This is a genomic window from Bradyrhizobium oligotrophicum (assembly GCF_051168495.1).
GTDB lineage: Bacteria > Pseudomonadota > Alphaproteobacteria > Rhizobiales > Xanthobacteraceae > Bradyrhizobium > Bradyrhizobium oligotrophicum_A.
Window position 1 is genome coordinate 156,710 of record NZ_JBNPVB010000011.1, and the last position, 22,332, is coordinate 179,041.

A 22,332-nucleotide genomic window follows, 5' to 3' on the forward strand; every position below is an offset into this window, starting at 1 on the left:
CCCCGGATCGTCCCCATGATGTCGTTAGTCGCCGAACGTCTCCTGCAACTGCGGAAACAGCCGGTCCGGCTTGAACGGAACGGCCGAGAAGCGGATGCCGGTCGCGGCGCGCAGCGCGTTGCCGAGCGCGGCGGCGACCGGATTGTACGGGCTCTCGCTCATCGACTTCGCCCCCAGCGGACCGATGACGTCGTTGGTGTCCGCGAACAGAACCTCGGTGCGTGGCACGTCGGCGTAGGACGGCAGATGATAGTCGCGGAAGCGCGGATTGACCACGCGCCCCGCGCCGTCGATCACCACCTCCTCGTAGAGCGCCGCACCCAGCGCCTGCGCGACGCCGCCCTCGACCTGGCCGCGGCACTGCATCGGATTGGCGACGCGGCCGGCATCCGCCGCCTGCACGCTTCTGAGGATCCTGACCGCGCCGGTGTGCCGGTTCACCGCCACGCGAAAGCCCTGGACGTTGAACGCGACCGAGCGCGGTGTGCCCTGCGAGTTGCCGCTGGCGGCCAGCTGGTCTGCACCGATGCTGGCGACGCTTGCGAAGGAGAGCCGCTGCGCGCCGCAACTGACGGCGTCATCCACGATCTGGCAGTCGGCGGCGTCAACGTTCCAGCGATCTGCCGCGAAGCGCTTGATCTTGTCGGCAAGCGCCTCGGCCGCGGCCTGCGTCGCCCGTCCGGCCACAAAGGTGCCGGTCGAGCCATAGGCGCCGGTGTCGTGACCGCCATGCGCGGTGTCGGACTGGCTGAGGGAAATGCGGTCGACCGTCGTGCCGAGCACGGTCGCGGCAATCTGGCGATGCACCGTGCTGGTGCCATTGCCGAATTCGGCGGTGCCGACGCTGAGCGCGAAGCCGCCATCGTCGCGGAGGCTGATCGTGGCATCGGCGAAGTGGCCGTCGGGCGGGACGGTGTCGATCATCGTCAGCGCGATGCCGTCGCCCGTGAGCCACTCGGCCGACAGCTCCGGTGTCGGCATCGACTCGGCCATGGCGCGCTCGACCAGATCGAGGCACTGGTCGAGCCCGTAGGAGCCGTACAGCACGTCGCTATGCTCGGCGCCGGGCGGCGCCAGCATCGGATCGCCGGGCCTGACGATGTTGCGGCGGCGCATCTCGAACGGATCGATGCCGAGCTGCAGCGCGAGCTCGTCGATCGCAGCCTCGACCGCGAAAGTGGTCTGCGGCAGGCCATAGCCGCGATAGGCGCCGGCCGGCACCGTGTTGGTGTAGATGGCGACGCCGTCGACCTTCTTGTTAGGGCAATTGTAAACCGAGATCGACTCGCCGCAGGCATGGAACAGCACCGGACCCGCATGGTTGCCATAGGCGCCGGTGTTCGAGAGCACGTCGAGTTGCAGCGCGGTGAGCTTGCCGTCCTTGTCGGCGCCGGCTTTGACGGTGACGCGCATCGGATGCCGCGTCGAGGTGCCGATGAACTGCTCCTCGCGGGTGAATTCGAGTTTGACCGGACGTCCGGTCTTCAATGCCGCGAGCGCCAGGATGTCCTCGACGAACATCTCCTGCTTGCCGCCGAAGCCGCCGCCGACGCGCGCGCAGAACACGCGGACCTTGTCGGGAGTGAGCGCAAAGATCTCGCACAGCGCCCGCCGCGTCAGGAACGGCACCTGGGTGCTGGAGCGGACATTGAGGATGCCGGCCTCGTCGATCCAGGCGAGGCCGCCGTGGGTTTCCAGTGCCGCATGCTGGACGCGCTGTGTCGTGAAGGTGCCCTCATAGGTCGCGACGGCGGTTCGCAGCGCGGTCGCGACATCTCCGAATTCGCCATGGGTCTCGGCAGCGATGTTGCGGCCGACATCGGCGATGCGATGCTCGGCCGAGCGGCCGGCGTGAATGACCGGCGCCCCGGGCGCGATCGCGGCTTCGGGATCGACCACGGCGGGCAGGATCTCGTAGTCGACGACGAGACGCCGGCAGCCTTCCTCGGCAGCGGCTTCGCTGTCGGCGACCACGGCGGCGACCTTCTGGCCGATGAAGCGGACGACATCGTCGAGCACGCGGGTGTCGGCCGGGTCCATCCAGGCCTGTTCGTGGCGCGCGGTCGAGAACAGAATGGCGGGCGCATCCTCATGCGTGAGCACCGCATGCACGCCGGGGACGGCCAGCGCAGCCACCTTGTCGATGCCGGTGATGCGCGCATGCGCGTGCGGCGAGCGCAACAGCTTGACGTGCAGCAGGCCGTCGATCCCTGTGTCGAAGGTGTAGCGCGCCTGGCCGCGCACGACGTCAGGCCCGGCCGGTGCGGGCAGGCTGCGGCCGAAGGCTTCGCCGGCCGCGACGTCCTCGACGTTGGTGCGGCCAAGGAGCGCGTCCTCGATCGCGCGATAGCCGGTGCAGCGGCACAGATTGCCCTTCAGCGCCGCGCCGAGATCCTTCTTCTGCGCCTGATTGAGCGAAGCGCAGGTGACGATCATCCCTGCGGTGCAGAAGCCGCATTGAAACGCCTGCGCATCGAGAAAGGCCTGCTGCATTGGATGCAGGCCGTCATCGCTCGCAAGACCTTCGACCGTCGTGACCGCCTTGCCGTCGGCGCGGAACGCCGGGATCAGGCAGCTATGCACCGGCCCGCCGTCGAGCAGCACGGTGCAGGCGCCGCAGTCGCCGGCGTCGCAGCCCTTCTTGACGCCGAAATGGCCGGCGTCGCGCAGGAAGGTGCGCAGGCACTGCCCCGGGCGCGGCGTGGCATCGACCGCTGTGCCGTTGACGATCACGCTCATGGCCGCGCGCCGCCTGGGAGCTCGGCGCGGATCTCCTCGGCGAGGCGCAGCGTCATCGCCTTGCGCCACGCCGGCTTGCCGTGGAGGTCGTCATGATAGAGGTCATCAGCAATGTCACTGAGAATGCGCGCGCGAAGCGCGGCTGCGTCGGGCATGGTGGTGAAGCGCAGCTGCAGCGGCTTGATGGTCGAGGCCGTTACCGTGAGCAGCAGGTCGCCGTCGCGGCCCATCGTACCGATGACGAGAGCTCCGGAGCGTCCGACCGGCGTCAATGCGATCTGGCGAAAGGCGGTGCGCCGCTTCAGCGCGGCGAGCGGGACGTCGATCTGGCGCAGCAGGTCGCCGGGCGCGAGCAAATTCCTGTTGTTGTCGATGACGAAGTCAGCGGCCGCGATGCGCCGTTCGCTGCCGTCACTCTTCCAGATCGTGCACACGCCTTCGAGCGCGGCGAGCAGCGAGATCATAGGCCCTGCCGGCAGCGACATGCAGAGATTGCCGCCGACCGTCGCCGTCTTCCAGATCTTGAACGAGGCCAGGAACGCGCGGCAGCATTGGTCGATCAAGGGCGCTGCGATCCAGTCGGCTGGGCATGGCAGCGCGTCGAGCTCGGCGACGCTGCAGGTCGCTGCGATGCTCAGGCCCTGGTCGCTGACGGTGAGTGGCGGCCAGGCGAGATCGCTCAGGTCGACCAGCCGCGACAGCTGTGCCTGCGGCTCCGAGAACAGCCAAGTGCCGCCGGCCAGCCAGGCATCGCCTGCCTTCCAGGCGGGCAGCTCCGCCCGCGTTTTCGGGCGCACGACCTCAGTTATGGTGTTCAGGTCCATGGTTACACAAGCTCACCGGCGACGGGGATCGCCGGTGAAATCCTTGCAAGACCAGCGCCAACTGGCAATAGGATGACGTTGGCCTTTCGCTTGCAGGTCATCAGCAAACGCGAACGCTCAATCAGCGGGACGAGACAGCCATGAGCACCACGCCGATCTGGATCAAGGACCCGCTCGCCATTCTGGCTCAGGGCGCTGCGCGCGGCGTCGTCGTCAAGGACGGCCGCATCATCGAGCTGGTGGCCGCCGGCGCCGAGCCCGCCACAGTTGGCGCGGTGGTGTATGACGCGAGCGCGCATGTCATCATTCCCGGGCTGATCAACACGCATCATCACTTCTACCAGACTTTGACCCGTGCGCTGCCGGCGGCGTTGGACCGCGAGCTGTTCCCGTGGCTGAAGGCGCTGTATCCGATCTGGGCGAAGCTGACGCCGGAGGCGCTCGATGCGGCCGTGACCCTGGCCATGGCCGAACTGATGCTGTCGGGCTGCACGACGACGACCGATCACCACTACGTGTTTCCAACCGGTCTGGAGGATGCCGTCGGCATCGAGGTGGCGGCGGCGAAGCGGCTCGGCATCCGGGTGCTGCTGACCCGCGGCTCGATGAACCTGTCGGAGCGCGACGGCGGGCTGCCTCCGGACAGCGTGGTGCAGGACGAGGACACCATCCTGGCCGACAGCGAGCGCGTGGTCGCGACCTTTCACGAGCGCGGGCCGGACGCGATGGTGCAGATCGCGCTGGCGCCGTGTTCGCCGTTCTCTGTGACGGGATCCTTGATGCAGAAAACCGCTGCGCTCGCCGACAGGCTCGATGTCCGCCTGCATACCCATCTGGCGGAGACCGAGGACGAGAACCGCTTCTGCGAGCAGATGTTCGGCTGCCGTCCGCTCGACTATCTCGAACAGAACGGCTGGCTCGGACCGCGCACCTGGCTCGCGCACGGCATCTTCTTCAATGCCGAGGAGATCAAGCGGCTCGGCAAGGCCAAGACCACCATCAGCCATTGCGCCTGCTCGAACCAGCTGCTCGCCTCCGGCTGCTGTCCGGTGTGCGAGATGGAGGAGGCCGGCGTCGGCATCGGTCTCGGCGTCGACGGCTCGGCCTCCAACGACGGCTCGAATCTGATGCAGGAGGTGCGCGCTGCGTTCCTGCTGCAGCGGGCGCGCTATGGCGTCAGCCGCATCAGCCACAAGGATGCGCTGCGCTGGGCGACGAAAGGTTCCGCCGCGTGTGTCGGCCGGCCGGAGCTTGGCGAGATCGCGGTGGGGAAGGCGGCGGATCTGGCGCTGTTCAAGCTCGACGAGCTGCGCTTCTCCGGAGCCGGCGATCCGATCGCGGCGCTGGTGCTGTGCGGCGCGCATCGCGCGGATCGGGTGATGGTCGGCGGCCGCTGGACGGTGATCGATGGCGCCGTTCCTGGGCTGGATGTCGCGGGCCTGATCGGCCGGCACAGCGCGGCGGCGAGGGCGATGCGGTCGCAATGAAGCGGACCCAAACCGATCTCTACGCCGCCTGCATTTCCAGGAAACGCTCGGCGTAGTGGCAGGAGACGAGGCGGCCGTCGAGCGGTCGCAATGGTGGACGCTGGGCGCGGCAGAGATCCGTCACATGGGGACAGCGGGTGGAGAAGACACAGCCGTTCGGCGGATCGAGCGGCGAGGGCAGCTCGCCCTTCGGAACGATGCGCTGGCGTGTGCGGCCGAGGCCCGGTGTGGCGTCGAGCAGGGCCTGCGCATAGGGATGCAACGGCCGGGCGAAGATGCGATCCTTTGGCCCGTGCTCCATCGCCAGTCCCAGATACATGATCAGCACGTCGTCGGCGATGTGCCTGACGACGCCGAGATCGTGCGAGATGAAGAGATACGCCAGCCCCATTTCGCGCTGCAGATCGACCAGGAGATTGAGCACCTGCGCCTGTACCGACATGTCGAGCGCGGAGACCGGCTCGTCGGCAACCAGCAGCTTCGGCCGCAACATCAAGGCGCGCGCGATCGCGATGCGCTGGCGCTGGCCGCCGGAGAACATGTGCGGATAGCGGCCATACTGCTCAGGCCGCAAGCCCACCCGCGCCATCATGTCGAGCGCCCTTGCGCGCCGCTCCTGCTTCGACAGGCTGGTGTTGATGATCAGCGGCTCTTCGAGAATGGCGCCGACGCGTTTGCGCGGGTTGAGTGACCCATAGGGATTCTGGAATACGATCTGCACGGTGCGGCGCAACGTCTTCACGGCGCTCGCGGGAGGATCGACCGCGTCGACGCCGTCGAGCACGAGCGTACCGGCGCTCGGCTTCTCGATCAGGGTCACCAGCCGTGCCAGAGTCGACTTGCCGCAACCGGATTCGCCGACGATCGCCAGCGTCTTGCCGGCGTCCAGCGCGAACGACACGCCGCCCACGGCCTGCAGCTGCGCCGGGGCGCGGAACCAGCCCTGCTTGACGTCGTAGCTGCGCTTGAGATCGGTGGCGGTGACGAGCGCCGTCATGACACGTCCTCGCGCTTGAGGACCGGCGCCCTACTGGCGTTGCCGCGATCGGCGGCGATGCGTTCATCCCGCGTGGGATCACTGAGCGGATAATGACAACGGATCAGGCCGTCCATCCAGGGGCGCAGGTCGGGGCGTCGATTGTCGGCCAGCGGGGTCGCATAGGCGCAGCGCGGACTGAACAGGCACCCGGGCGGGCGATCGTAGGCCCCCGGCACCACGCCCGGAATGGTGGCGAGCCGTCCGCCGTCGCTCGCCTCGGGACGCGCCGCCAGCAGCGCGGCCGTGTACGGATGCTGCGGCGAGGCGAACAGGCTCGCGGTCGGACGCTGCTCCATGATCTGGCCCGCATACATTACGGCGACGCGCTCGGTGGTGTCCGAGACCACGCCCATGTTGTGCGTGATCAGGATCAGCGCCATGCCGCGGTCGCGCTGCAGCGACAGCAGCAGATCGAGGATCTGGGCCTGGATGGTGACGTCGAGCGCGGTGGTCGGCTCGTCGGCGATCAGGAGTTTCGGATTGCAGGCGATTGCCATCGCGATCATGACGCGCTGGTTCATGCCGCCGGAGAGCTGGTGCGGATAGGCCGACAGCCGGCTCTCTGCGGCGGGAATGCCGACCTGCTCCAGCAGTTCGATCACGCGCCGCCGCGCGGCCTTGCGGTCCATCCCTTCGTGGATCTGCAACGTCTCGGCCAGCTGATAGCCGATCGTGAAGGAGGGATTGAGCGACGTCGTCGGCTCCTGGAAGATCATCGCGACGTCCTTGCCGGTCAGCGCGCGCCGCTCGCGGTCGGACAGAGTCTGCAGATCACGTCCCTCGAACAAGAGCTTGTCGGCCTTGACGCGCCCCGGAAAAGGCACGAGGCCCATCAGCGCCAGCATGCCGACGCTCTTGCCGGAGCCGGATTCGCCGACGATGCCGAGCACCTCGCCCTTGTCGAGCGTGATGCTGACGCCGTCGACGGCGCGGACCATCCCGTTCTGCGATGGAAACGCGACCGACAGATTCTCGATCTCGAGCAGCGGCATCAGTTGGCCTTCGGCATGCTAACGTTTGAGCTTGGGATCGAGCGCGTCGCGCAGCCCGTCGCCCAGCAGGTTGAAGGCGAGCACGGTCACGAGGATCGCCAGGCCCGGAAAGGTCACGACCCACCACGCCCGCAGCACGAATTCCCGCGCGTCCGCCAGCATCGTTCCCCATTCGGGCGAGGGCGGCTGCGCGCCGAGACCGAGAAAGCCGAGCGCGGCCGCGTCCAGGATCGCAGTCGAGATGCCGAGCGTCGCCTGCACGATCAGGGGCGCAGCGCAATTCGGCAGCACCTCCTTGATCATCAGCCGCAGCCGGCCGGCGCCTGCGACCTTGGCCGCCATGACGTAGTCTTTCGAGACCTCGCTGATCACGGCGGCGCGCGCGATCCGCACGTAGTGCGGCAGCAGCACGATCGCCACCGCCAGCATGGCATTCATCAGGCCCGGCCCGAGGATCGCGACGATCACGATCGCGAGCAGCAGGCTCGGCAGCGTCAGCGTAATGTCCATCAGCCGCATGATCGCGATCTCGATCACGCCGCGGAAGAACCCCGCGACCAGGCCGAGGATGGTCCCCGAGATCACCGAGAGCGTCACCACCGCGATGCCGATCAGCAGCGACAGCCGCGCGCCATGGATGAGGCGGGAGAGAATATCGCGGCCGATGGCGTCGGTGCCGAGCGGATAGGCGATCGATCCGCCCTGTTGCCAGACCGGCGGCTTGAGAAAGACTGCATTGTTGGTGAGAATGGGCGAATGCGGCGCGACGACATCGGCCGAGAGCGCGAGCAGCACCAGGATCGCGATCACGACGAGGCCCGCTACGGCGCCGGCATTGTCCTTGAAATAGAACCAGAACTCCACCAGCGGATGCGGCGGCGCGCCGGCTTGCGCCACGACGGCAGGCGTTTCGAGGACTTCGGCGGTCATCGTGTATACCGGATGCGGGGATTGATCAGGCCGTAGGTGACGTCGACCAGCAGATTGATCATCATGACGATCGCGCCGATCAGCAGCGTGCCACCCTGCAGGACCGGATAGTCGCGGCGGTTGATGCCCTCGATCAGCCATTTGCCGACGCCGGGCCAGGAAAAGATCGTCTCGGTGAGGATCGCGCCGGTGAACAGCACGCCGATCTGCAGCCCGATCACCGTCACCACCGGGATCAGCGCATTGCGCAACGCATGGATCGCGATCACCCGGAACGGCGGCAGCCCCTTGGCGCGCGCGGTGCGGATGTAATCCTCGCCCAGCACCTCCAGCATGGCGGACCGCGTCATGCGGGCGATCACCGCCAGCGGCACCGTGCCGAGCACGATCGTCGGCAGCACCAGATGCGACAAGGCCGAACGAAACGCCTCGATGTCTCCTTCCAGCAGCGTATCGATCAGCAGGAAGCCGGTCACCGGCTCGATGTAGTACTGCACGGCGATCCGCCCCGACACGGGCGTCCATCCGAGCTGCACCGAGAACAGCAGGATCAGAAGCAGTCCCCACCAGAAGATCGGCATCGAATAGCCGGTCAGCGAGATGCCCATCACGCCATGATCGAAGATGGAGTTGCGCTTGACGGCCGCGATGATGCCGGCGGGCAATCCCAGACACAGTGCGAACAGGATCGCGCACACCGACAGCTCGATCGTCGCCGGGAACAGGCTCTGGAATTCCGATATCACCGGCTCATGTGTGACGATCGAGCGGCCGAGATCGCCTTGCGCAAGTCGCGAGAGATAGAGGCCGTATTGCACGAGCACCGGCTGATCGAAGCCGTAATCCTTGCGCAATTGCGCGAGCCGGGCCGGATCGATGCCGCGCTCGCCGGCCATGGTCTCGATGGGATCGCCCGGGATCAGGCGGATCAGCACGAACACCAGCAGCGTGATCCCGAGGAAGGTCGGAATTACGAGGCTGAGCCGGGTCAAGACGAAACGGAGCATGGCGTTCTCTTCATCCGCCCGGACGGGCGGAGGCCGAGCGGCCAAGGCCGCTCAGCCCTCTCTTTCGCTAATCCTTGACGTCGACGCCATAGAAGCTGTGCCGCCCGAACGGTGACAGCTTGAAGTCGACGACGCGCTTTCTGACCGGCTTCAACTGCACGGCATGCGCGATGGTGAACCACGGCGCCTGCTCCTTGAAGACCAGCTGAGCCTGCGCATAGAGTTTGGTCCGCTCGGCCTGATCGCTGACGGTCTTTGCCTTCAGGACCAGGTCCTCGAACGGCTGGTAACAGAACTTGGCGACGTTCGATCCTCCTGATTGCGCGGAGGCGCAGCCCAGCAACGTATGCAGGAAATTGTCGGGATCGCCATTGTCGCCGGTCCAGCCCATCATCCCCATCTGATGCTCGCCGGCCTGCAACCGCTTGCGATACTCGCCCCATTCGAACGACTTGATCTCGGCCTTGACGCCGATCTTGGCGAGATCGGCCTGCATCAACTCGGCAATGCGCTTGGCATTCGGATTGTAGGGGCGCTGCACCGGCATCGCCCAGAGATCGGTCTCCAGGCCGTTCGGAAAGCCCGCCTCGGCGAGCAGCTTCTTGGCGGCTTCCGGATCGTAGGGATCGTCCTTGACGCTGTCGTTGTAGGACCACATCGAAGGCGGGATCGGGTTCTTGGCGGCGATGCCGGTCGACAGATAGACGGCGTCGATGATCGCCTTCTTGTCGATCGCCATGCTGATGGCCTTGCGCACGCGCACGTCGTCGAACGGTTTCTTCTGGGTTTGGAACGCCAGGTAGCCGACGTTGAGGCCCGGCTGTTCCAGCACCGTGACGTTGGGATCCGACCTGATCGCATCGATGTCGGCCGGGTTCGGATAGGGCATCACGTCGCATTCGCCCTTCTGGAGCTTGGCCCAGCGCACCGATGAATCGGGCGTGATCGCATAGACGAGATCGTCGATCTTCGCCTTGCCGCCCCAATAAGCGGGGAATGCCTTGTACCGGATGACGGCGTCCTTCTGATATTGCACCAGATAGAACGGGCCGGTGCCGACCGGGTCCTGGTCGATCTTCTCCGGCGTGCCGGCCTTCAGCATGGCATCGGCATATTCTTTCGACTGGATGGCCGCGAAAGGCATCGCGAGATCGGCCAGGAACGGGGCTTCCGGCTGGTTCAGCGTCACCCTGATCGTGGAGTCGTCGACCTTCTCGACCGACTTCAGCAGTTTCGGCATGCCCATGTCGCCGAAATACGAGTGGTTGGAACTCGTCACCTTGAAATACGGACTGTCTTCCTTCCATTGCCGCTCGATCGAGAACATCACGTCATCTGCGTTGAAGTCGCGCGTCGGCTTGAACGACTTGGTCGAATGCCACTTCACGCCCTTGCGCAGGTTGAAAGTATAGACGGTGCCGTCCGGGGAGATCGTCCATGTTTCTGCCAGACCCGGCCCGACCTGCGTGCCACCGCGTTCGAACTCCACGATACGGTTGTAGATCGGCTCATTGCCATCGAAAGACGTGCCGGTCGTGTTGACGCCGGGATAGAAATTCTCCGGGCTGCCTTCCGAGCAGAACACCAGGGTTTTGGCAGACGCGGCGGGAGCTGCTGCCAGCGCGCAAGCGCAAACGGCGGCGAGCAGGAAAGATCTGTCCACTTCGGAACTCCAGATATTTCGCGGTGCAGTTGTGACGGCCGCGCGACCTTGCTATCGAGTCTCGCGGCTGTCAATGCGTCCCAAGGCGATGTAACGCCGCGCGAACATCGATCCGATGTTCCGCACCGGCAGATATGCCACGCCCTGGGACGGCAGGAGCCTGCTCAGCGGCGTCGGCTATTTTCCCGGAACCTTGTCATCGACGCCCTTGACGTAGAAGTTCATGCCGAGAATCTGGCCGTCGGCGAGGTGATCGCCGCCCTTGCATTCGACTTCCTTGCCGTCCTGGCCGAGCACCGGGCATTTGAACGGATGCAACTTGCCGGAGGTGATCGCGACCTGGGTTTCCTCGGCCAGCTTCTTCACGTCGTCGGGCATGTTGGTGTAGGGCGCCATCTCGAACATCTTGGAGTCGAGGCCGCCCCAGGTGTCTTCGGACTTCCATGTGCCGTCGAGTTCGGCCTTGACGCGGGCGATGTAGTAGGGGCCCCAGGTGTCGAGGATCGAGGTCAGCTGGGTCTTCGGACCGAACTTGATCATTTCGGAATCTTGGCCGAAGGCGAGCTTGCCGCGTTCGCTTGCCACCTGCATCGCCGCCGGACTGTCCGTGTGCTGCATGATGATGTCGGCGCCCTGGTCGATCAGCGCCTTGGCGGCGTCGGCTTCCTTGCCGGGGTCGAACCAGGTGTTGGCCCAGATGATCTTGACCTTGATGTTCGGATTGACCGTCTGTGCTCCGATGATGGTGGCGTTGATGCCCGAGATGACCTCCGGGATCGGGAACGAGCCGATATAGCCGAGCACGCCGGCCTTCGACATCTTGCCGGCAATGATCCCCTGAATGTAGCGGCCCTGATACCAGCGCGCCGAATAGGTCGACATGTTCTTGTCGCGCTTGTAGCCGGTCGCGTGCTCGAAATGCACGTTGGGATATTTCTTGGCGACCTTCAGGGTCGGGTCCATGTAGCCGAACGAGGTCGTGAAGATCAGCTTGTTGCCGGCGCGGACCAGCTGCTCGATCGCGCGCTCGGAGTCGGGGCCTTCCGGCACGTTCTCGAGATAAGTGGTCTCGATCTTGTCGCCGAATTCCTTGACCAGCGCCTGGCGCGCCAGCTCGTGCTGATAGGTCCAGCCGAGATCGCCAATCGGTCCGAGATAGATGAAGCCGACCTTCAGCTTGTCGGCGGCGTGAGCGACGCCGGCGATGCTTCCCGCCAGCACCAGTGCGGCAGCAGCCCCCAGAAGCCTTTTCATCATGGTCAATGTCTCCAAATGGTCAGGGGAAAACCGTGCAATCCAGAGCGTCGCGCCCCATCGCGGGCGCCCTGTCGAGCTGTGTCAGCGATCCGGCACGAACACCGTCCCCAATGCCGCCGGTGCGGTCGAGCCGCCGGTGCGGGCGCGCGACAGCAGCACCAGCACGATGACTGTCGCGAGATAGGGCAGTGCCGACATGAATTGCGAGGGAATGCCGACGCCGGCGCCTTGCGCATGCAGCTGCAGGATCGTCACGGCTCCAAACAGGTAGGCGCCGACGACCAGCCGGCCCGGCCGCCAGGATGCGAACACGACCAGCGCCAGCGCGATCCAGCCGCGTCCTGCCGTCATGCCAGGAATGAAGAACGGCGTGTAGGCGAGCGGCAGATAGGCGCCGGCGAGCCCGGCGCAGCCGCCGCCGAACAGCACGGCCAGCATGCGGATGTGCAGCACGGGATAGCCGAGCGCATGTGCGGAGACGTGGTTGTCGCCGCAGGCGCGCAGCACGAGACCGGCGCGGGTGCGGTAGAGGAACCACCATACGGCGATGATCAAGGCCAGCGACAGATAGACGAAGGCGTCCTCGCCGAACAGGATGCGGCCGACCAGCGGGATGTCGCTGAGGCCGGGAATGGAAAGGTGTGGCGCGGTGGCGATGCGCTCGCCGACGAAGCGTGCGCCGATCAGGCCGGAGAGGCCGACGCCGAGAATGGTCAGCGCCAGGCCCGTCGCCACCTGGTTGACGGCAAGACCGAGGGTCATGAACGCGAAGATGAGCGACATCAGCATGCCGGCGACGATGCCGCACAGTGCGCCGACGATGATCGAGCCCGACAGCCACGCTCCCCCGAAGCCGCAGGCGGCGCCGACGATCATCATGCCCTCGACGCCGAGGTTGAGCACGCCGGAGCGTTCGGTGACGAGCTCACCGGTTGCCGCCAGCAACAGCGGCGTCGATGCGGCGAGCACCGACAGGATGATTGCTTCAACCAGCACCACTTTGCACCTGCCGCGAGGCGAAGACGAGCTTGAAACGGTAGAGGATCAGGGAGTCGCAGGCGAGCACGTAGAACAGCAGGATGCCCTGGAAGACCTTGGTCACATCGAGCGGAATCTTCATCGTGATCTGCGCCTGCTCACCCCCGATGAACGTCAGTGCGAGGAACAATCCTGCAATTAATATTCCAATCGGGTTGAGCCGGCCGAGGAAGGCGACGATGATCGCAGTGAAACCATAGCCCGGCGAGATGCCCGGTTGCAGATGTCCGATCGGTCCGGCCACCTCGATGATGCCGGCGAGACCGGCCAGCGCACCCGACACTGCGAAGGTCAGCAGGACGAGCTGGTTGGCATTGAAGCCGCCGAACCGCGCGGCGCGCGGCGCGACGCCGACGACGCGGATCTCGAAGCCCTTGATGGTGCGGTCGAGCAGCACGAAGGCGCAGGCGACCACGAGGAGCGCGATGATGCTGCCGAGATGCAGCCGGCCGCCCTCGATCAGGACCGGCACGGTGGCCACCAGATCGAACTCCGCCGTGGTCGGAAAGTTGAACCCGGCCGGATCACGCCACGGACCGCGCACCAGATAGTCGAGAATGAGATCGGCGACATAGACCAGCATCAGGCTGGTCAGGATCTCGCTGGCGCCGAACTTGACCCGGCACAGCGCCGGGATCAGCGCATAGAGCGCGCCTGCAACGGCGCCCGCGATGAGCATCGCCGGCAGCACCCAGTGCCCGGCCTCGGTGCCTTGCGTCTTCACTGCGATCCAGCTGCCCGCGACGGCGCCGATCAGGAATTGGCCTTCGGCGCCGATGTTCCAGGCGTTGGCAAGGTAGCACAGCGACAATCCGATCGCGATCATCACCAGCGGCGTCGCCTTCACCGCAATCTCCTGCAGCGAGTAGTCGTCGGTGAGCGGCGCGATGAAGTAGACGCCGAGCGCCGTGATCGGGTTCTTGCCGAGAATGGCGAACAGCACGCTCATGGTGACGAGCGTGAGGCCGATCGCGATCAGCGGCGACACCAGCGCGATGGTGCGCGAGCGCTCGGCGCGTTTCTCAAGCACCAGCTGCATGCGCGGCCTCCTTCTGGTCGAGACTGGCGCCGCCCATCAGCAGCCCCAGCTTCTCGCGCGTGGCCTCGGCGCGCGGCAAAGCCGGCGAGAGATGGCCGTGAAACATCACCGCGATGCGGTCGGCGATCTCGATCAGCTCGTCGAGATCCTGGCTGGTGACGAGCACGGCGGCGCCAGCGCTGGCAAGATCGATCAGGGCCTGGCGGATGATCGCAGCCGCACCCGCATCGACACCCCAGGTCGGCTGGTTGACGATCAGCACCGCCGGCGTGCGCAGGATCTCGCGGCCGACGACGAATTTCTGCAGATTGCCGCCGGACAGGCTGGCAGCCTCCGGATCGCGCTTGGCCTTGCGGACGTCGAAGGTCTCGGTGGTGCGATCGACGGTCCGCAAGGTCGCCGCGGCGTTGATGAAGCCGTGCCGGACCATGTCGCTGGCCGCGTGTCCCGTCAGCAGCGCATTCTCCGACAATCTCATCCGGGGCGCAGTGCCGTGACCGAGCCGTTCCTCCGGGACGAAGGCCGCGCCCAGCTTGCGCCGCTGCGTGATCGAGAGGTTGCCGCAGGCGAGGCCGTCGATGATGATCGTGCCCGGCTCGTTGACGAGGCGCTCACCGGAGAGCGCGGCGAACAGCTCGTCCTGGCCGTTGCCAGCGACGCCGGCGATGCCGAGGATCTCGCCGCCCTTCAGCTCGAAGGAGATGTTCTGCAGGCGTACGCCATGCAGTTCGGCGGGCGCGAGGGTGAGATCGTTGACGACCAGGCGCGGCACGGTGGTGCGTCGCTCGGCCGGCGTCTTCACCTCCTTGATCTCGGCGCCCACCATCATGCGGGCGAGCGAGGCCGCGGTCTCGCGCTTCGGATTGCAGGTCGCGACCTTCTTGCCACCTCGCAGAATGGTGGCGGTGTCGCACAGCCGCTTCACCTCGTCGAGCTTGTGGCTGATGTAGAGGATGGCGCGGCCTTCCGCCTTCAGGCGCTCCAGCACAACGAAAAGCTGGTCGGCCTCCTGCGGCGTCAGCACGGCCGTGGGCTCGTCCAGGATCAGGAATTTCGGGTTCTGCATCAGGGCGCGCACGATCTCGATGCGCTGCCGCTCGCCGACCGACAATTGCCAGACCTCGCGCTTGGGATCGAGCGGCAGGCCGTAGTCCTGCGCCACCTTTGCAAGGCGCGCCGACATCACCTTGAACGGCTCCTTGCCGTCCAGCCCAAGCGCGACGTTCTCGGCCACGGTGAGATTGTCGAACAGCGAGAAATGCTGGAACACCATGCCGATGCCGAGCGAGCGCGCTTCGGAGGGGCCTGACAGCTTGACCGGAGCGCCCTGCCAGCGCAGCTCGCCGGAGCTCGGCTGCACCAGGCCATAGATGGTCTTGACCAGGGTGGATTTGCCGGCGCCATTCTCGCCGAGCAGCGCATGGATTTCACGGGGAAAGATCTCGATGTCGATCTTGTCGTTGGCGAGGAAGTCGCCATAGCGTTTGGTCAACCCGATCGTCTGCAGGAGCGGGGGCGGGGATCGAGGAGTGGCCGTCGCAGGATCGGACATGCTGCTCGCGCACGGATGGATGGAACTGCCTTAATTGTGAGCTAATTTGCAGCCGCACGTAAGAGGCGAAAAGCGCCATCCTGTGCCCAAGTCTTGCCCAGCGAGGCGACGTCCACACCGAGGTCCACACCGTTTGGCACTGCGATGCGGTCCGCGGTTGTGCTTATCCTTCGTTACAGCTACGTGATCGCGGCCCGCGTGTGGCGCTTTTACGACAGTCGGCGGAAATCAATCTCTCGGTGCAGCCTGCTCGTTGGATGAGCAGCGTCATCCCATGCGCGTAGCCGCCCGCGCTCGCCTGCTCGAATTCTCTCGGCGGAGGGGCGAACATGTCCATCCGCTTTTCAGAAAAACTCCAGCAATGTGAAGCGGCAAGATCGGGTTGCGCGCCAGCCGGAGCGCGGCCAATCGTCCCATGTCGCGAAACCACATCGATGATGCAGCCGCGCGCAACGCGGCGGAACCTTGATCAAAGCCCGAGCAGGGCCTGGAGAAAGTTGAGGCTTCTCGCGCCGGGGGAACGGCGCAACTGTGTATGCAAGTCGGGAATCTTTGCTTCTCAACTGGGGGTGTTCTCAATGTCGTTTCGTAAAATCATTGCTGCTGCCATGACGCTCGGCGCGGCTGTCCTTGCTTCCACCGGGCTTGCCGGCGCTGCCGACCTGCCGGCGAAGGCAATCGCGAAGAAGGCCCCGGCCGACGTGCCGTTCTTTCTCGTCGTCGACAATCGCGTCAGCTATTCGTACATCTTCAACGCCAGTCAGCCCGGCGCCTGGAGCACGAACCCGGACGGGACGTTCAACGCCAAGACCACCAAGCAGGTCTATTCGTTCACTCATTTCGACGTCTGGGGCTACGGCACCAACTTCTTTACCATCTCGCTGTTCAAGTCGGACCACAACGACCCGGCCGGGCCATGCACCCAGACCGGCGGAATCGTGTCGCCGAATGCGGGCTTTGCGTTCACGCCGGCCAGCTGCGCCGGTGCGACCGAGATCTATGGTCTGTTCCGCTCGACCTTCGGCTGGAACCAGATCTTCAACACCAAGGCCTTCACGATGGGCCCGCTGCAGAACATCTCGTTCGAGGTGGGTATGGATGCCAACACCGAGAACCGCTATTTCGGCGCCGCCAAGCGTGACGTCGTCGCCGGTCTGCAGTTTGCGTTCAACCTGCCCTACAAGGGCTACTTCAACGTCGCGCCCTTGATGTACTGGGAGTTCGCCAACCACAACTCGTTCTCGCAGTGCGGCGCCGGCTGGTCGAACCCGTGTATCGGCGACGGCAATACCGCTTACAAGCCGACCTGGGCGGTCGAGACCAACTACTACATGGACCTCGGCTTCCTGCCGGAGAGCATGCAGTTCTTCTCGATCTCGGGCCGCGCCGGCTGGTATGGCAAGAAGGGCACCGACACCGAGCCGCTCCCGGCCAGCGTCGCCAACGGCGTCTACCCGACCAAGGTCGAGTTCAACTCGGAGCCGATCCGCCTGACCTTCGACGCGTCGAAGGCGATGTGGGGTGAGAAGCAGAGCCACATGATCGACGTCTGGGTGGCCTATCGCTACTGGCAGAACAAGTTCGGCCTCGACCACAATAATGCGGTCGGCTGCTCCGTCGCCGGCGCCGGCGGCACCCGCGTCGCCACGGGCGCCTGCACGGAGTCGTCGCTGTATTCGGGCGTGACCGTCAAGTTCTGACCGGTCGATCCGTCTTCAGGGCGCCGCGGCTCCGTCGCGGCGCCTTTTCATTTGGTGCAGATCACTTGTCCCAGACTCCAACGTGAAGGGCGGCCGCTTCGTCCTCCAGCAGCGGCCCCACGACCTCGGTCGGCCGCTGGCCGCGGGCAAAGACGTCGCGGCAAGGCAGGTCGAGCGTCGGATTCTCCGGATGGTTGCCGGTGAAGCCGCGCAGCCGCTGTTCGCTCAAGCCATAGACCACACGTCCGATGCCGGCCCAGTAGAGTGCGCCGGCACACATCGCGCAGGGCTCGGCCGACGAATACAGCGTCGCCGCTGTCCTGATCTCGGGAGCGAGCGTCGTGCAGGCCTGTGTCGCGACCAGTCGTTCTGCATGAGCGGTGGCATCGCGCGCCGGCATGTAGCCGTTCTCGGCCTCGATCAGCACGCGGCCGTCGGCGTCGACGAGGATCGCGGCGAAGGGGTGGTTGCCGTGCGCCACCGAGCGGCGGGCGACCGCGAAGCTGTGGCGCAGGAAATGCGCATCACGCTGGTGTTCGTCGGGCAGATCGTTCTTGCCCGCGGGACTCTCGCCGTCCATCGTCATCACGCTGCTCCGTTGCCGTCAGGCGATCCTGAGCCCTCGGACCGAGCTTCGCAAGGGAACCGATGCTTGCAGGAGGCGTTGCCCGGCGCACGAGACCACCGAGGCATGTGAACGGATTGCGATGGCTGCGAGCGGGGATTCCAAGATTGCCGTCTACGCAGCGCTCGCGGGCAATCTGCTCGTGGCCTGCACCAAGATCGCAGCGGCGATCTGGACCGGCAGCTCGGCCATGATGAGCGAGGCGATCCACTCGGTCGTCGACACGTCGAATGGACTGGTCCTGCTCTACGGCTTCCACCGGGCCAGTCGTCCGCCCGATCGCCAGCATCCCCTGGGCCATGGCCGCGAGCTCTATTTCTGGAGCTTCATCGTCGCGCTGCTGCTGTTCGCGCTGGGGGCGGGCGTGTCGCTGTATGAAGGCGTCTTGCACCTGATGCATCCGGTGCCGATCGAAGACCCGACGGTGAGCTACATCGTGCTCGGGCTCTCATTCGTGTTCGAGGCAGGGTCGTGGTGGGTGGCGGTCCGGCAGTTTCGCGCGGCTGCCCCGGAGCTTTCATATGTCGAGGCGTTCCGGCGCAGCAAGGATCCGCCCGCCTTCATGGTCGTGTTCGAGGACAGCGCCGCGCTGATCGGGATCATCATCGCCGCCGGGGCCACCGCGGCTGCCGTCGCCTTCGAGCAGCCGGCGTGGGATGGCATCGGCTCGATCCTGATCGGGCTGCTGCTTGCGGCCACGTCGATGGTGCTGGCGCGGGAGAGCAAGAGCCTTCTGATCGGCGAGCCGGCCGATCCGGAGCTGTCCCGGTCGGTTCTCGAGATCGCGCGAAAATCACCGGGTGTCCTGGCAGCCAACGGCTTGCTGACAGTGCAGCTCTCGCCGCAGCAGGTGGTGGTCGCTCTCAGCATCGAGTTCGCCGACGATCTGCGCGCCGATGATATCGAACGCGCCGTCGTCGCGATCGAAGCCGAGCTGCGCGCCCGCCATCCCGACATCGCCGCGTTGTTCGTCAAGCCGCAGACCGGCGTTCGCTACCGTGAAACGCGCGACCGCCAGCTGCAGGGTAGGCGGGCTCCCGCGTAGGCCTCGTCGAGGCCCGATCCCGCGGAAGCCTACAAGTGGTCAACGATAGACGACGTCGCTTCGAGCGGAGGAAAGCCGCACCAGCATGCCGATCTGGTAAATCGCCGACAGCGCGACGACCACGTACACGATCCGGGCGATGGGGGAAGATGTCGCGGTCTCGGCGGCGCCGTTGCCGAAAATCGCAGTGACGAGGTCTAAGTCGAACAGGCCGACGAGGCCCCAGTTCAATCCTCCGACGATGACGAGAATGAGAGTGATGATGTTGAATGTCCGCACGGTGTTCTCCTTGGCCGAGCCATCTGACCGGGGTCAAGGCGGGGGCGGGCACCTCGTTCCTATCGCGGCGCCCTCGCCACGAGAGGGGCGCTCACGAGCACGACGACGAGCAGAGCGGCGAGCATCCAGAATGCGGTCGGCAGGCTGGTCGCTGCGGCGACGAAGCCGATGCCGGCAGGTCCGAGCAGCACGCCGGAATAGCCGGCCGTGGTGACGGCAGCGACCGCAAGACCGACGGGCATCGTGCTCTGTGCGCCGGCGCCCCGGAACAGCACCGGGACGAGATTCGAGGCACCCGCGCCGATCAGCGCAAAGCCGGCCATGGCGGCAACGACCGACGGCAGCGCCAGGAGCACGACGAAGCCGATGATCGCGATGGCGCTGCCCCACAGCAAGGTCGCGCGGTCGCCGATCCGTGCGACGACGACATCGCCGACGAGCCGGCCGGCCGTCATGGCGATCGAGAACATGATGTAGCCGAGTCCGGCCTGTGCGGCCGGCAGGCGGCCGGAGCCGGTGAGCAGAAGAGCGCTCCAGTCGAGCATCGCGCCCTCGACCAGGAACATGATCGCCGCCAGCGCGGCCAGCAGCAGCACCGCGCCATGAGGAAGCACGAGCAGGGGACCCGACTGCGCCGGCTTGTTGGCCACCAGGCGTGGGGCCGCGACGATCATCGCGACCAAAGCGAGCGCGCAGCAGGCGAGCGTGCCGGGCAGAGGCGCGACCTCGAAGGCGAGCAGCAGGGTCATGATACCAGAGCCCACGAAGCCGCCGATGCTGAATTGGGCGTGAAAGCCGGACATCAACGGCCGCTCGCTCAGCCGCTCGACCTCGATGGCCTGGATGTTGATGGCGACATCGAGCGAGCCGAGGGCTGCGCCGAATGCGAACAAGGCGATTGCGAGGGTGATGGGGGTCGAGGCGACCGTCAGCGGAGGCAGCAGGAGACCGAGAGCAAGACCGCTGACGATGACCACGGGCTTGCTGCCGTAGCGTGCGCTGAGCAGGCCGGCAGCCAGCATCGATGCGACGGAGCCGACGCCGAGCGAGAGCAGCAGGAGCCCGAGCGTGGCGTCGTCCACCGCCAGTCGCAGCTTGGCGAACGGCACCAGCGGCGCCCAGCAGGCGATGCCGAAGCCGGCAACGAAGAAGGCCAGGCGTGTCGCAAGTTGCGCCGCGCGGCGGTCCGAAAAGGTCATGAAAGGGTCCGGCAGGCAGGTGAGGCGCTGCCGCGACAGCCGCCTCTGGAGATCCGATGGGTGAGCACTACGCCGCAAAGTGCGTCGTCTGGCGGAGCTGGGGGGCAACGTCACGCGCCGATGACGTCGCGCTTGTCGGCCGGACATATCATGCCTATAGGGCTGACGTCACTCAAACCGACATTTGGCAGTGTCGCAGCCAGGCTGCAGAGGAACGATGAGTTCGGCAGACACGTCCAGAGCGGCCTTCGTTGCCGTCGACTGGGGAACCTCGAGTTTCCGGGCCTGGCTGATGGCGGCCGACGGGACGGAGCTTGCCGAGAGCCGTGGCGGTGAGGGCATGTTGCACTGCGCGACCTCTGGCTTTGCGCCGGTGCTGCGCGATCATCTCGGCAAGCTCGGCGCGTTGGCCGAGCTGCCCGTGCTGATCTGCGGCATGGCCGGGGCGCGGCAGGGCTGGGTCGAGGCGCCCTATTTGCAGACACCGACCCGTCTCGATGCGCTGCACGCCGGCGCTGTCGGCGTCGACACGGACGGCGACGTCCGCATCCTGCCCGGGCTTGCGCAGGCGCGCGCCGATCAGCCGGATGTGATGCGCGGTGAGGAGACGCAGTTGCTCGGCGTGACCGAGCCGGAGTTTTCCGGAATCGTCTGCATTCCCGGCACCCACAGCAAATGGATCCATATCGACGCCGGCGCCGTGGTCGACTTCGCCACCTACATGACCGGCGAGCTGTTTGCCGTCATCTCTCAGCACAGCATCCTGATGCATGCGGTCGAGCCTGGCGGGGCAGCTACGGACGACGGCGCGCCATTCCGCGCGGGCCTCGCATCGGGGCTGGCAGCGCCGGCGGCTCTGACCAATGCGCTGTTCCGGCTGCGTGCCGCGCAACTGCTCGGCTTCGAGCAGCGCTCCGATGGAGCTGCACGCTTGTCCGGGCTGCTGATCGGGAGCGAGATTGCCGCCGCCCGCGCGCGTTTCGGTGCCGATCATCCGCTGCGGCTGATCGGCGCAGGCCGGCTCGGCGCTCTCTATCGTGAGGCGCTCGTTGCGAGCGGCTTCAACGTGAATGAATGCGATGCCGAGCAGGCGTCACGCCGCGGCCTGGTGAAGGCCGCGCGGCAGATCTGGGGAGCGCGTTTCTGACATGACACAATTCGTGGCCTGGCCGTCCGTCAAGCGATCGCTCGTCGCCATCCTGCGCGGCATCAAGCCCGACGAGGCGGAGGCGATCGTCGACGTCCTGATCGAGGCCGGCTTCGAGATGATCGAGGTGCCGCTCAACTCGCCGGACCCGTTCGTCTCAATCGAGCGTCTGGCGACGCGGTTCGGCAGGGATTGCCTGATCGGCGCGGGGACGGTCGTCAACGCGCCGGACTGCGTGCGTGTCGCCGAGGCCGGCGGACGGCTGATGGTCAGCCCGAACGTCGATGCGGAAGTGCTGGCGACGGCGCAGGCCTACGACATGGTGACCATGCCCGGCGTGCTCACGCCGACCGAAGCATTCCTCGCCCTGCGCTGCGGCGCATCGGCCCTGAAGTATTTTCCGGCCTCCGTGCTCGGCCCCTCCGGCATTGCGGCGCAACTCGCCGTGCTGCCGAAGGGCACCGTGGTCGGCGCCGTCGGCGGCGTGTCGGACAAGAACCTCGCCACCTACGTCGAAGCCGGCGTGCGAGCGTTCGGCCTCGGCTCGAGCCTGTACAAGCCGGGCATGCGGGCTGACGACGTCAGGGGCACGGCCTTGGCCTCGATCCAGGCCTACGACCAAGCCTTGATGGATCAAGCATAGGCTCATCTGGCAGCCGCCCTCCCGCACCAGCAGGCGGCGTCGTCGGCATGCGCGGGAAGCAGGGCAGCTCATCGCACGCGGATGCAAAAATATCTTGAATTCAAATCATTTGAGTTCAAGTAAATTG

At 66.0% G+C, this 22,332-nt stretch carries 19 protein-coding genes; 5 read left to right on the plus strand and 14 right to left on the minus strand.

Going from position 1 to position 22,332, the window contains the following annotated elements; genetic code table 11:
- Window positions 1-24: 24 nt before the first annotated feature.
- Both ACQR1B_RS21390 and ACQR1B_RS21395 read right to left on the minus strand, forming a co-directional pair.
- Window positions 25-2,739 (minus strand): molybdopterin-dependent oxidoreductase, encoded by a 2,715-nt coding sequence (locus ACQR1B_RS21390; RefSeq protein WP_434833531.1) that lies wholly within the window; start codon window positions 2,737-2,739, stop codon window positions 25-27.
- Window positions 2,736-3,563: an FAD binding domain-containing protein gene (locus ACQR1B_RS21395; RefSeq protein WP_434833532.1), complete on the minus strand. Its 828-nt coding sequence runs from the start codon at window positions 3,561-3,563 to the stop codon at window positions 2,736-2,738. Before ACQR1B_RS21395 ends, ACQR1B_RS21390 begins: the two co-directional genes overlap by 4 nt.
- A gap of 140 nt (window positions 3,564-3,703) precedes the next feature.
- On the opposite strand from ACQR1B_RS21395, the gene ACQR1B_RS21400 reads away from it, so the two are divergent.
- Window positions 3,704-5,050: an 8-oxoguanine deaminase gene (locus ACQR1B_RS21400; protein ID WP_434833533.1), complete on the plus strand. Its 1,347-nt coding sequence runs from the start codon at window positions 3,704-3,706 to the stop codon at window positions 5,048-5,050.
- A gap of 19 nt (window positions 5,051-5,069) precedes the next feature.
- On the opposite strand, the gene ACQR1B_RS21405 is transcribed toward ACQR1B_RS21400, so the two are convergent.
- The 9 genes from ACQR1B_RS21405 to ACQR1B_RS21445 form a co-directional block, all read right to left on the minus strand.
- The gene (locus ACQR1B_RS21405) at window positions 5,070-6,047 is read right to left on the minus strand and encodes a peptide ABC transporter ATP-binding protein (RefSeq protein ID WP_434833534.1); all 978 of its coding nucleotides are present in this window, start codon (window positions 6,045-6,047) and stop codon (window positions 5,070-5,072) included.
- Window positions 6,044-7,081, minus strand: coding sequence for an ABC transporter ATP-binding protein (locus ACQR1B_RS21410; protein ID WP_434833535.1), 1,038 nt, complete (start codon window positions 7,079-7,081; stop codon window positions 6,044-6,046). The genes ACQR1B_RS21405 and ACQR1B_RS21410 overlap by 4 nt, the downstream gene beginning before the upstream one ends.
- 18 nt (window positions 7,082-7,099) lie before the next feature.
- On the minus strand, window positions 7,100-8,011 hold the full coding sequence (locus ACQR1B_RS21415; RefSeq protein WP_434833536.1) for an ABC transporter permease subunit: 912 nt from the start codon (window positions 8,009-8,011) through the stop codon (window positions 7,100-7,102).
- Window positions 8,008-9,018, minus strand: a complete 1,011-nt coding sequence (locus ACQR1B_RS21420; protein WP_434833537.1) for an ABC transporter permease subunit — start codon at window positions 9,016-9,018, stop codon at window positions 8,008-8,010. Before ACQR1B_RS21420 ends, ACQR1B_RS21415 begins: the two co-directional genes overlap by 4 nt.
- A gap of 67 nt (window positions 9,019-9,085) precedes the next feature.
- Window positions 9,086-10,681 (minus strand): ABC transporter substrate-binding protein, encoded by a 1,596-nt coding sequence (locus ACQR1B_RS21425; RefSeq protein WP_434833538.1) that lies wholly within the window; start codon window positions 10,679-10,681, stop codon window positions 9,086-9,088.
- A 177-nt stretch (window positions 10,682-10,858) separates the two neighbouring features.
- Entirely contained in the window at window positions 10,859-11,938 is a 1,080-nt protein-coding gene (locus ACQR1B_RS21430; protein WP_434833539.1) for a BMP family ABC transporter substrate-binding protein, read from the minus strand.
- Between the two features lie 81 nt (window positions 11,939-12,019).
- The gene (locus ACQR1B_RS21435; protein ID WP_434833540.1) at window positions 12,020-12,937 is read right to left on the minus strand and encodes an ABC transporter permease; all 918 of its coding nucleotides are present in this window, start codon (window positions 12,935-12,937) and stop codon (window positions 12,020-12,022) included.
- Window positions 12,924-14,015 carry an ABC transporter permease gene (locus ACQR1B_RS21440; protein WP_434833541.1) on the minus strand — a complete coding sequence of 364 codons (1,092 nt, stop codon included), beginning with the start codon at window positions 14,013-14,015 and terminating at the stop codon, window positions 12,924-12,926. The genes ACQR1B_RS21435 and ACQR1B_RS21440 overlap by 14 nt, the downstream gene beginning before the upstream one ends.
- Window positions 13,999-15,567, minus strand: a complete 1,569-nt coding sequence (locus ACQR1B_RS21445; protein ID WP_434833542.1) for an ABC transporter ATP-binding protein — start codon at window positions 15,565-15,567, stop codon at window positions 13,999-14,001. The genes ACQR1B_RS21440 and ACQR1B_RS21445 overlap by 17 nt, the downstream gene beginning before the upstream one ends.
- Before the next feature lie 578 nt (window positions 15,568-16,145).
- Here ACQR1B_RS21445 and ACQR1B_RS21450 point away from each other — a divergent pair.
- Window positions 16,146-17,267: a hypothetical protein gene (locus ACQR1B_RS21450; protein ID WP_434833543.1), complete on the plus strand. Its 1,122-nt coding sequence runs from the start codon at window positions 16,146-16,148 to the stop codon at window positions 17,265-17,267.
- A 61-nt stretch (window positions 17,268-17,328) separates the two neighbouring features.
- Here ACQR1B_RS21450 and ACQR1B_RS21455 read toward each other — a convergent pair whose 3' ends face one another.
- Window positions 17,329-17,847: a nucleoside deaminase gene (locus ACQR1B_RS21455; RefSeq protein ID WP_434833613.1), complete on the minus strand. Its 519-nt coding sequence runs from the start codon at window positions 17,845-17,847 to the stop codon at window positions 17,329-17,331.
- Window positions 17,848-17,974: 127 nt separating this feature from the next.
- Here ACQR1B_RS21455 and ACQR1B_RS21460 point away from each other — a divergent pair, with 127 nt between their 5' ends.
- Window positions 17,975-18,937 carry a cation diffusion facilitator family transporter gene (locus ACQR1B_RS21460; protein ID WP_434833544.1) on the plus strand — a complete coding sequence of 321 codons (963 nt, stop codon included), beginning with the start codon at window positions 17,975-17,977 and terminating at the stop codon, window positions 18,935-18,937.
- 39 nt (window positions 18,938-18,976) lie between these two features.
- On the opposite strand, the gene ACQR1B_RS21465 is transcribed toward ACQR1B_RS21460, so the two are convergent.
- A complete protein-coding gene (locus ACQR1B_RS21465; protein ID WP_434833545.1) occupies window positions 18,977-19,216 on the minus strand; it encodes a DUF378 domain-containing protein in 240 nt (79 codons plus the stop codon).
- 59 nt (window positions 19,217-19,275) lie between these two features.
- Window positions 19,276-20,415 (minus strand): MFS transporter, encoded by a 1,140-nt coding sequence (locus ACQR1B_RS21470; RefSeq protein WP_434833546.1) that lies wholly within the window; start codon window positions 20,413-20,415, stop codon window positions 19,276-19,278.
- Between the two features lie 217 nt (window positions 20,416-20,632).
- Between ACQR1B_RS21470 and ACQR1B_RS21475 the strand changes: the two genes are divergently transcribed.
- A complete protein-coding gene (locus ACQR1B_RS21475; protein ID WP_434833547.1) occupies window positions 20,633-21,562 on the plus strand; it encodes a 2-dehydro-3-deoxygalactonokinase in 930 nt (309 codons plus the stop codon).
- Window position 21,563: 1 nt separating this feature from the next.
- Window positions 21,564-22,205 (plus strand): 2-dehydro-3-deoxy-6-phosphogalactonate aldolase, encoded by a 642-nt coding sequence (locus ACQR1B_RS21480; protein ID WP_434833548.1) that lies wholly within the window; start codon window positions 21,564-21,566, stop codon window positions 22,203-22,205.
- Window positions 22,206-22,332 lie beyond the last annotated feature (127 nt).

Excerpts from the sequence above, each read along its gene's own strand:
- ACQR1B_RS21455 (WP_434833613.1), bottom strand. The coding sequence starts at position 17,847 with ATGGACGGCGAGAGTCCCGCGGGCAAGAACGATCTGCCCGACGAACAC.
- ACQR1B_RS21430 (WP_434833539.1), bottom strand. The coding sequence starts at position 11,938 with ATGATGAAAAGGCTTCTGGGGGCTGCTGCCGCACTGGTGCTGGCGGGA.
- ACQR1B_RS21475 (WP_434833547.1), top strand. The coding sequence starts at position 20,633 with ATGAGTTCGGCAGACACGTCCAGAGCGGCCTTCGTTGCCGTCGACTGG.
- ACQR1B_RS21390 (WP_434833531.1), bottom strand. The coding sequence starts at position 2,739 with ATGAGCGTGATCGTCAACGGCACAGCGGTCGATGCCACGCCGCGCCCG.
- ACQR1B_RS21405 (WP_434833534.1), bottom strand. The coding sequence starts at position 6,047 with ATGACGGCGCTCGTCACCGCCACCGATCTCAAGCGCAGCTACGACGTC.
- ACQR1B_RS21415 (WP_434833536.1), bottom strand. The coding sequence starts at position 8,011 with ATGACCGCCGAAGTCCTCGAAACGCCTGCCGTCGTGGCGCAAGCCGGC.
- ACQR1B_RS21445 (WP_434833542.1), bottom strand. The coding sequence starts at position 15,567 with ATGTCCGATCCTGCGACGGCCACTCCTCGATCCCCGCCCCCGCTCCTG.
- ACQR1B_RS21395 (WP_434833532.1), bottom strand. The coding sequence starts at position 3,563 with ATGGACCTGAACACCATAACTGAGGTCGTGCGCCCGAAAACGCGGGCG.
- ACQR1B_RS21420 (WP_434833537.1), bottom strand. The coding sequence starts at position 9,018 with ATGCTCCGTTTCGTCTTGACCCGGCTCAGCCTCGTAATTCCGACCTTC.
- ACQR1B_RS21410 (WP_434833535.1), bottom strand. The coding sequence starts at position 7,081 with ATGCCGCTGCTCGAGATCGAGAATCTGTCGGTCGCGTTTCCATCGCAG.
- ACQR1B_RS21460 (WP_434833544.1), top strand. The coding sequence starts at position 17,975 with ATGGCTGCGAGCGGGGATTCCAAGATTGCCGTCTACGCAGCGCTCGCG.
- ACQR1B_RS21450 (WP_434833543.1), top strand. The coding sequence starts at position 16,146 with ATGTCGTTTCGTAAAATCATTGCTGCTGCCATGACGCTCGGCGCGGCT.
- ACQR1B_RS21440 (WP_434833541.1), bottom strand. The coding sequence starts at position 14,015 with ATGCAGCTGGTGCTTGAGAAACGCGCCGAGCGCTCGCGCACCATCGCG.
- ACQR1B_RS21470 (WP_434833546.1), bottom strand. The coding sequence starts at position 20,415 with ATGACCTTTTCGGACCGCCGCGCGGCGCAACTTGCGACACGCCTGGCC.
- ACQR1B_RS21400 (WP_434833533.1), top strand. The coding sequence starts at position 3,704 with ATGAGCACCACGCCGATCTGGATCAAGGACCCGCTCGCCATTCTGGCT.
- ACQR1B_RS21480 (WP_434833548.1), top strand. The coding sequence starts at position 21,564 with ATGACACAATTCGTGGCCTGGCCGTCCGTCAAGCGATCGCTCGTCGCC.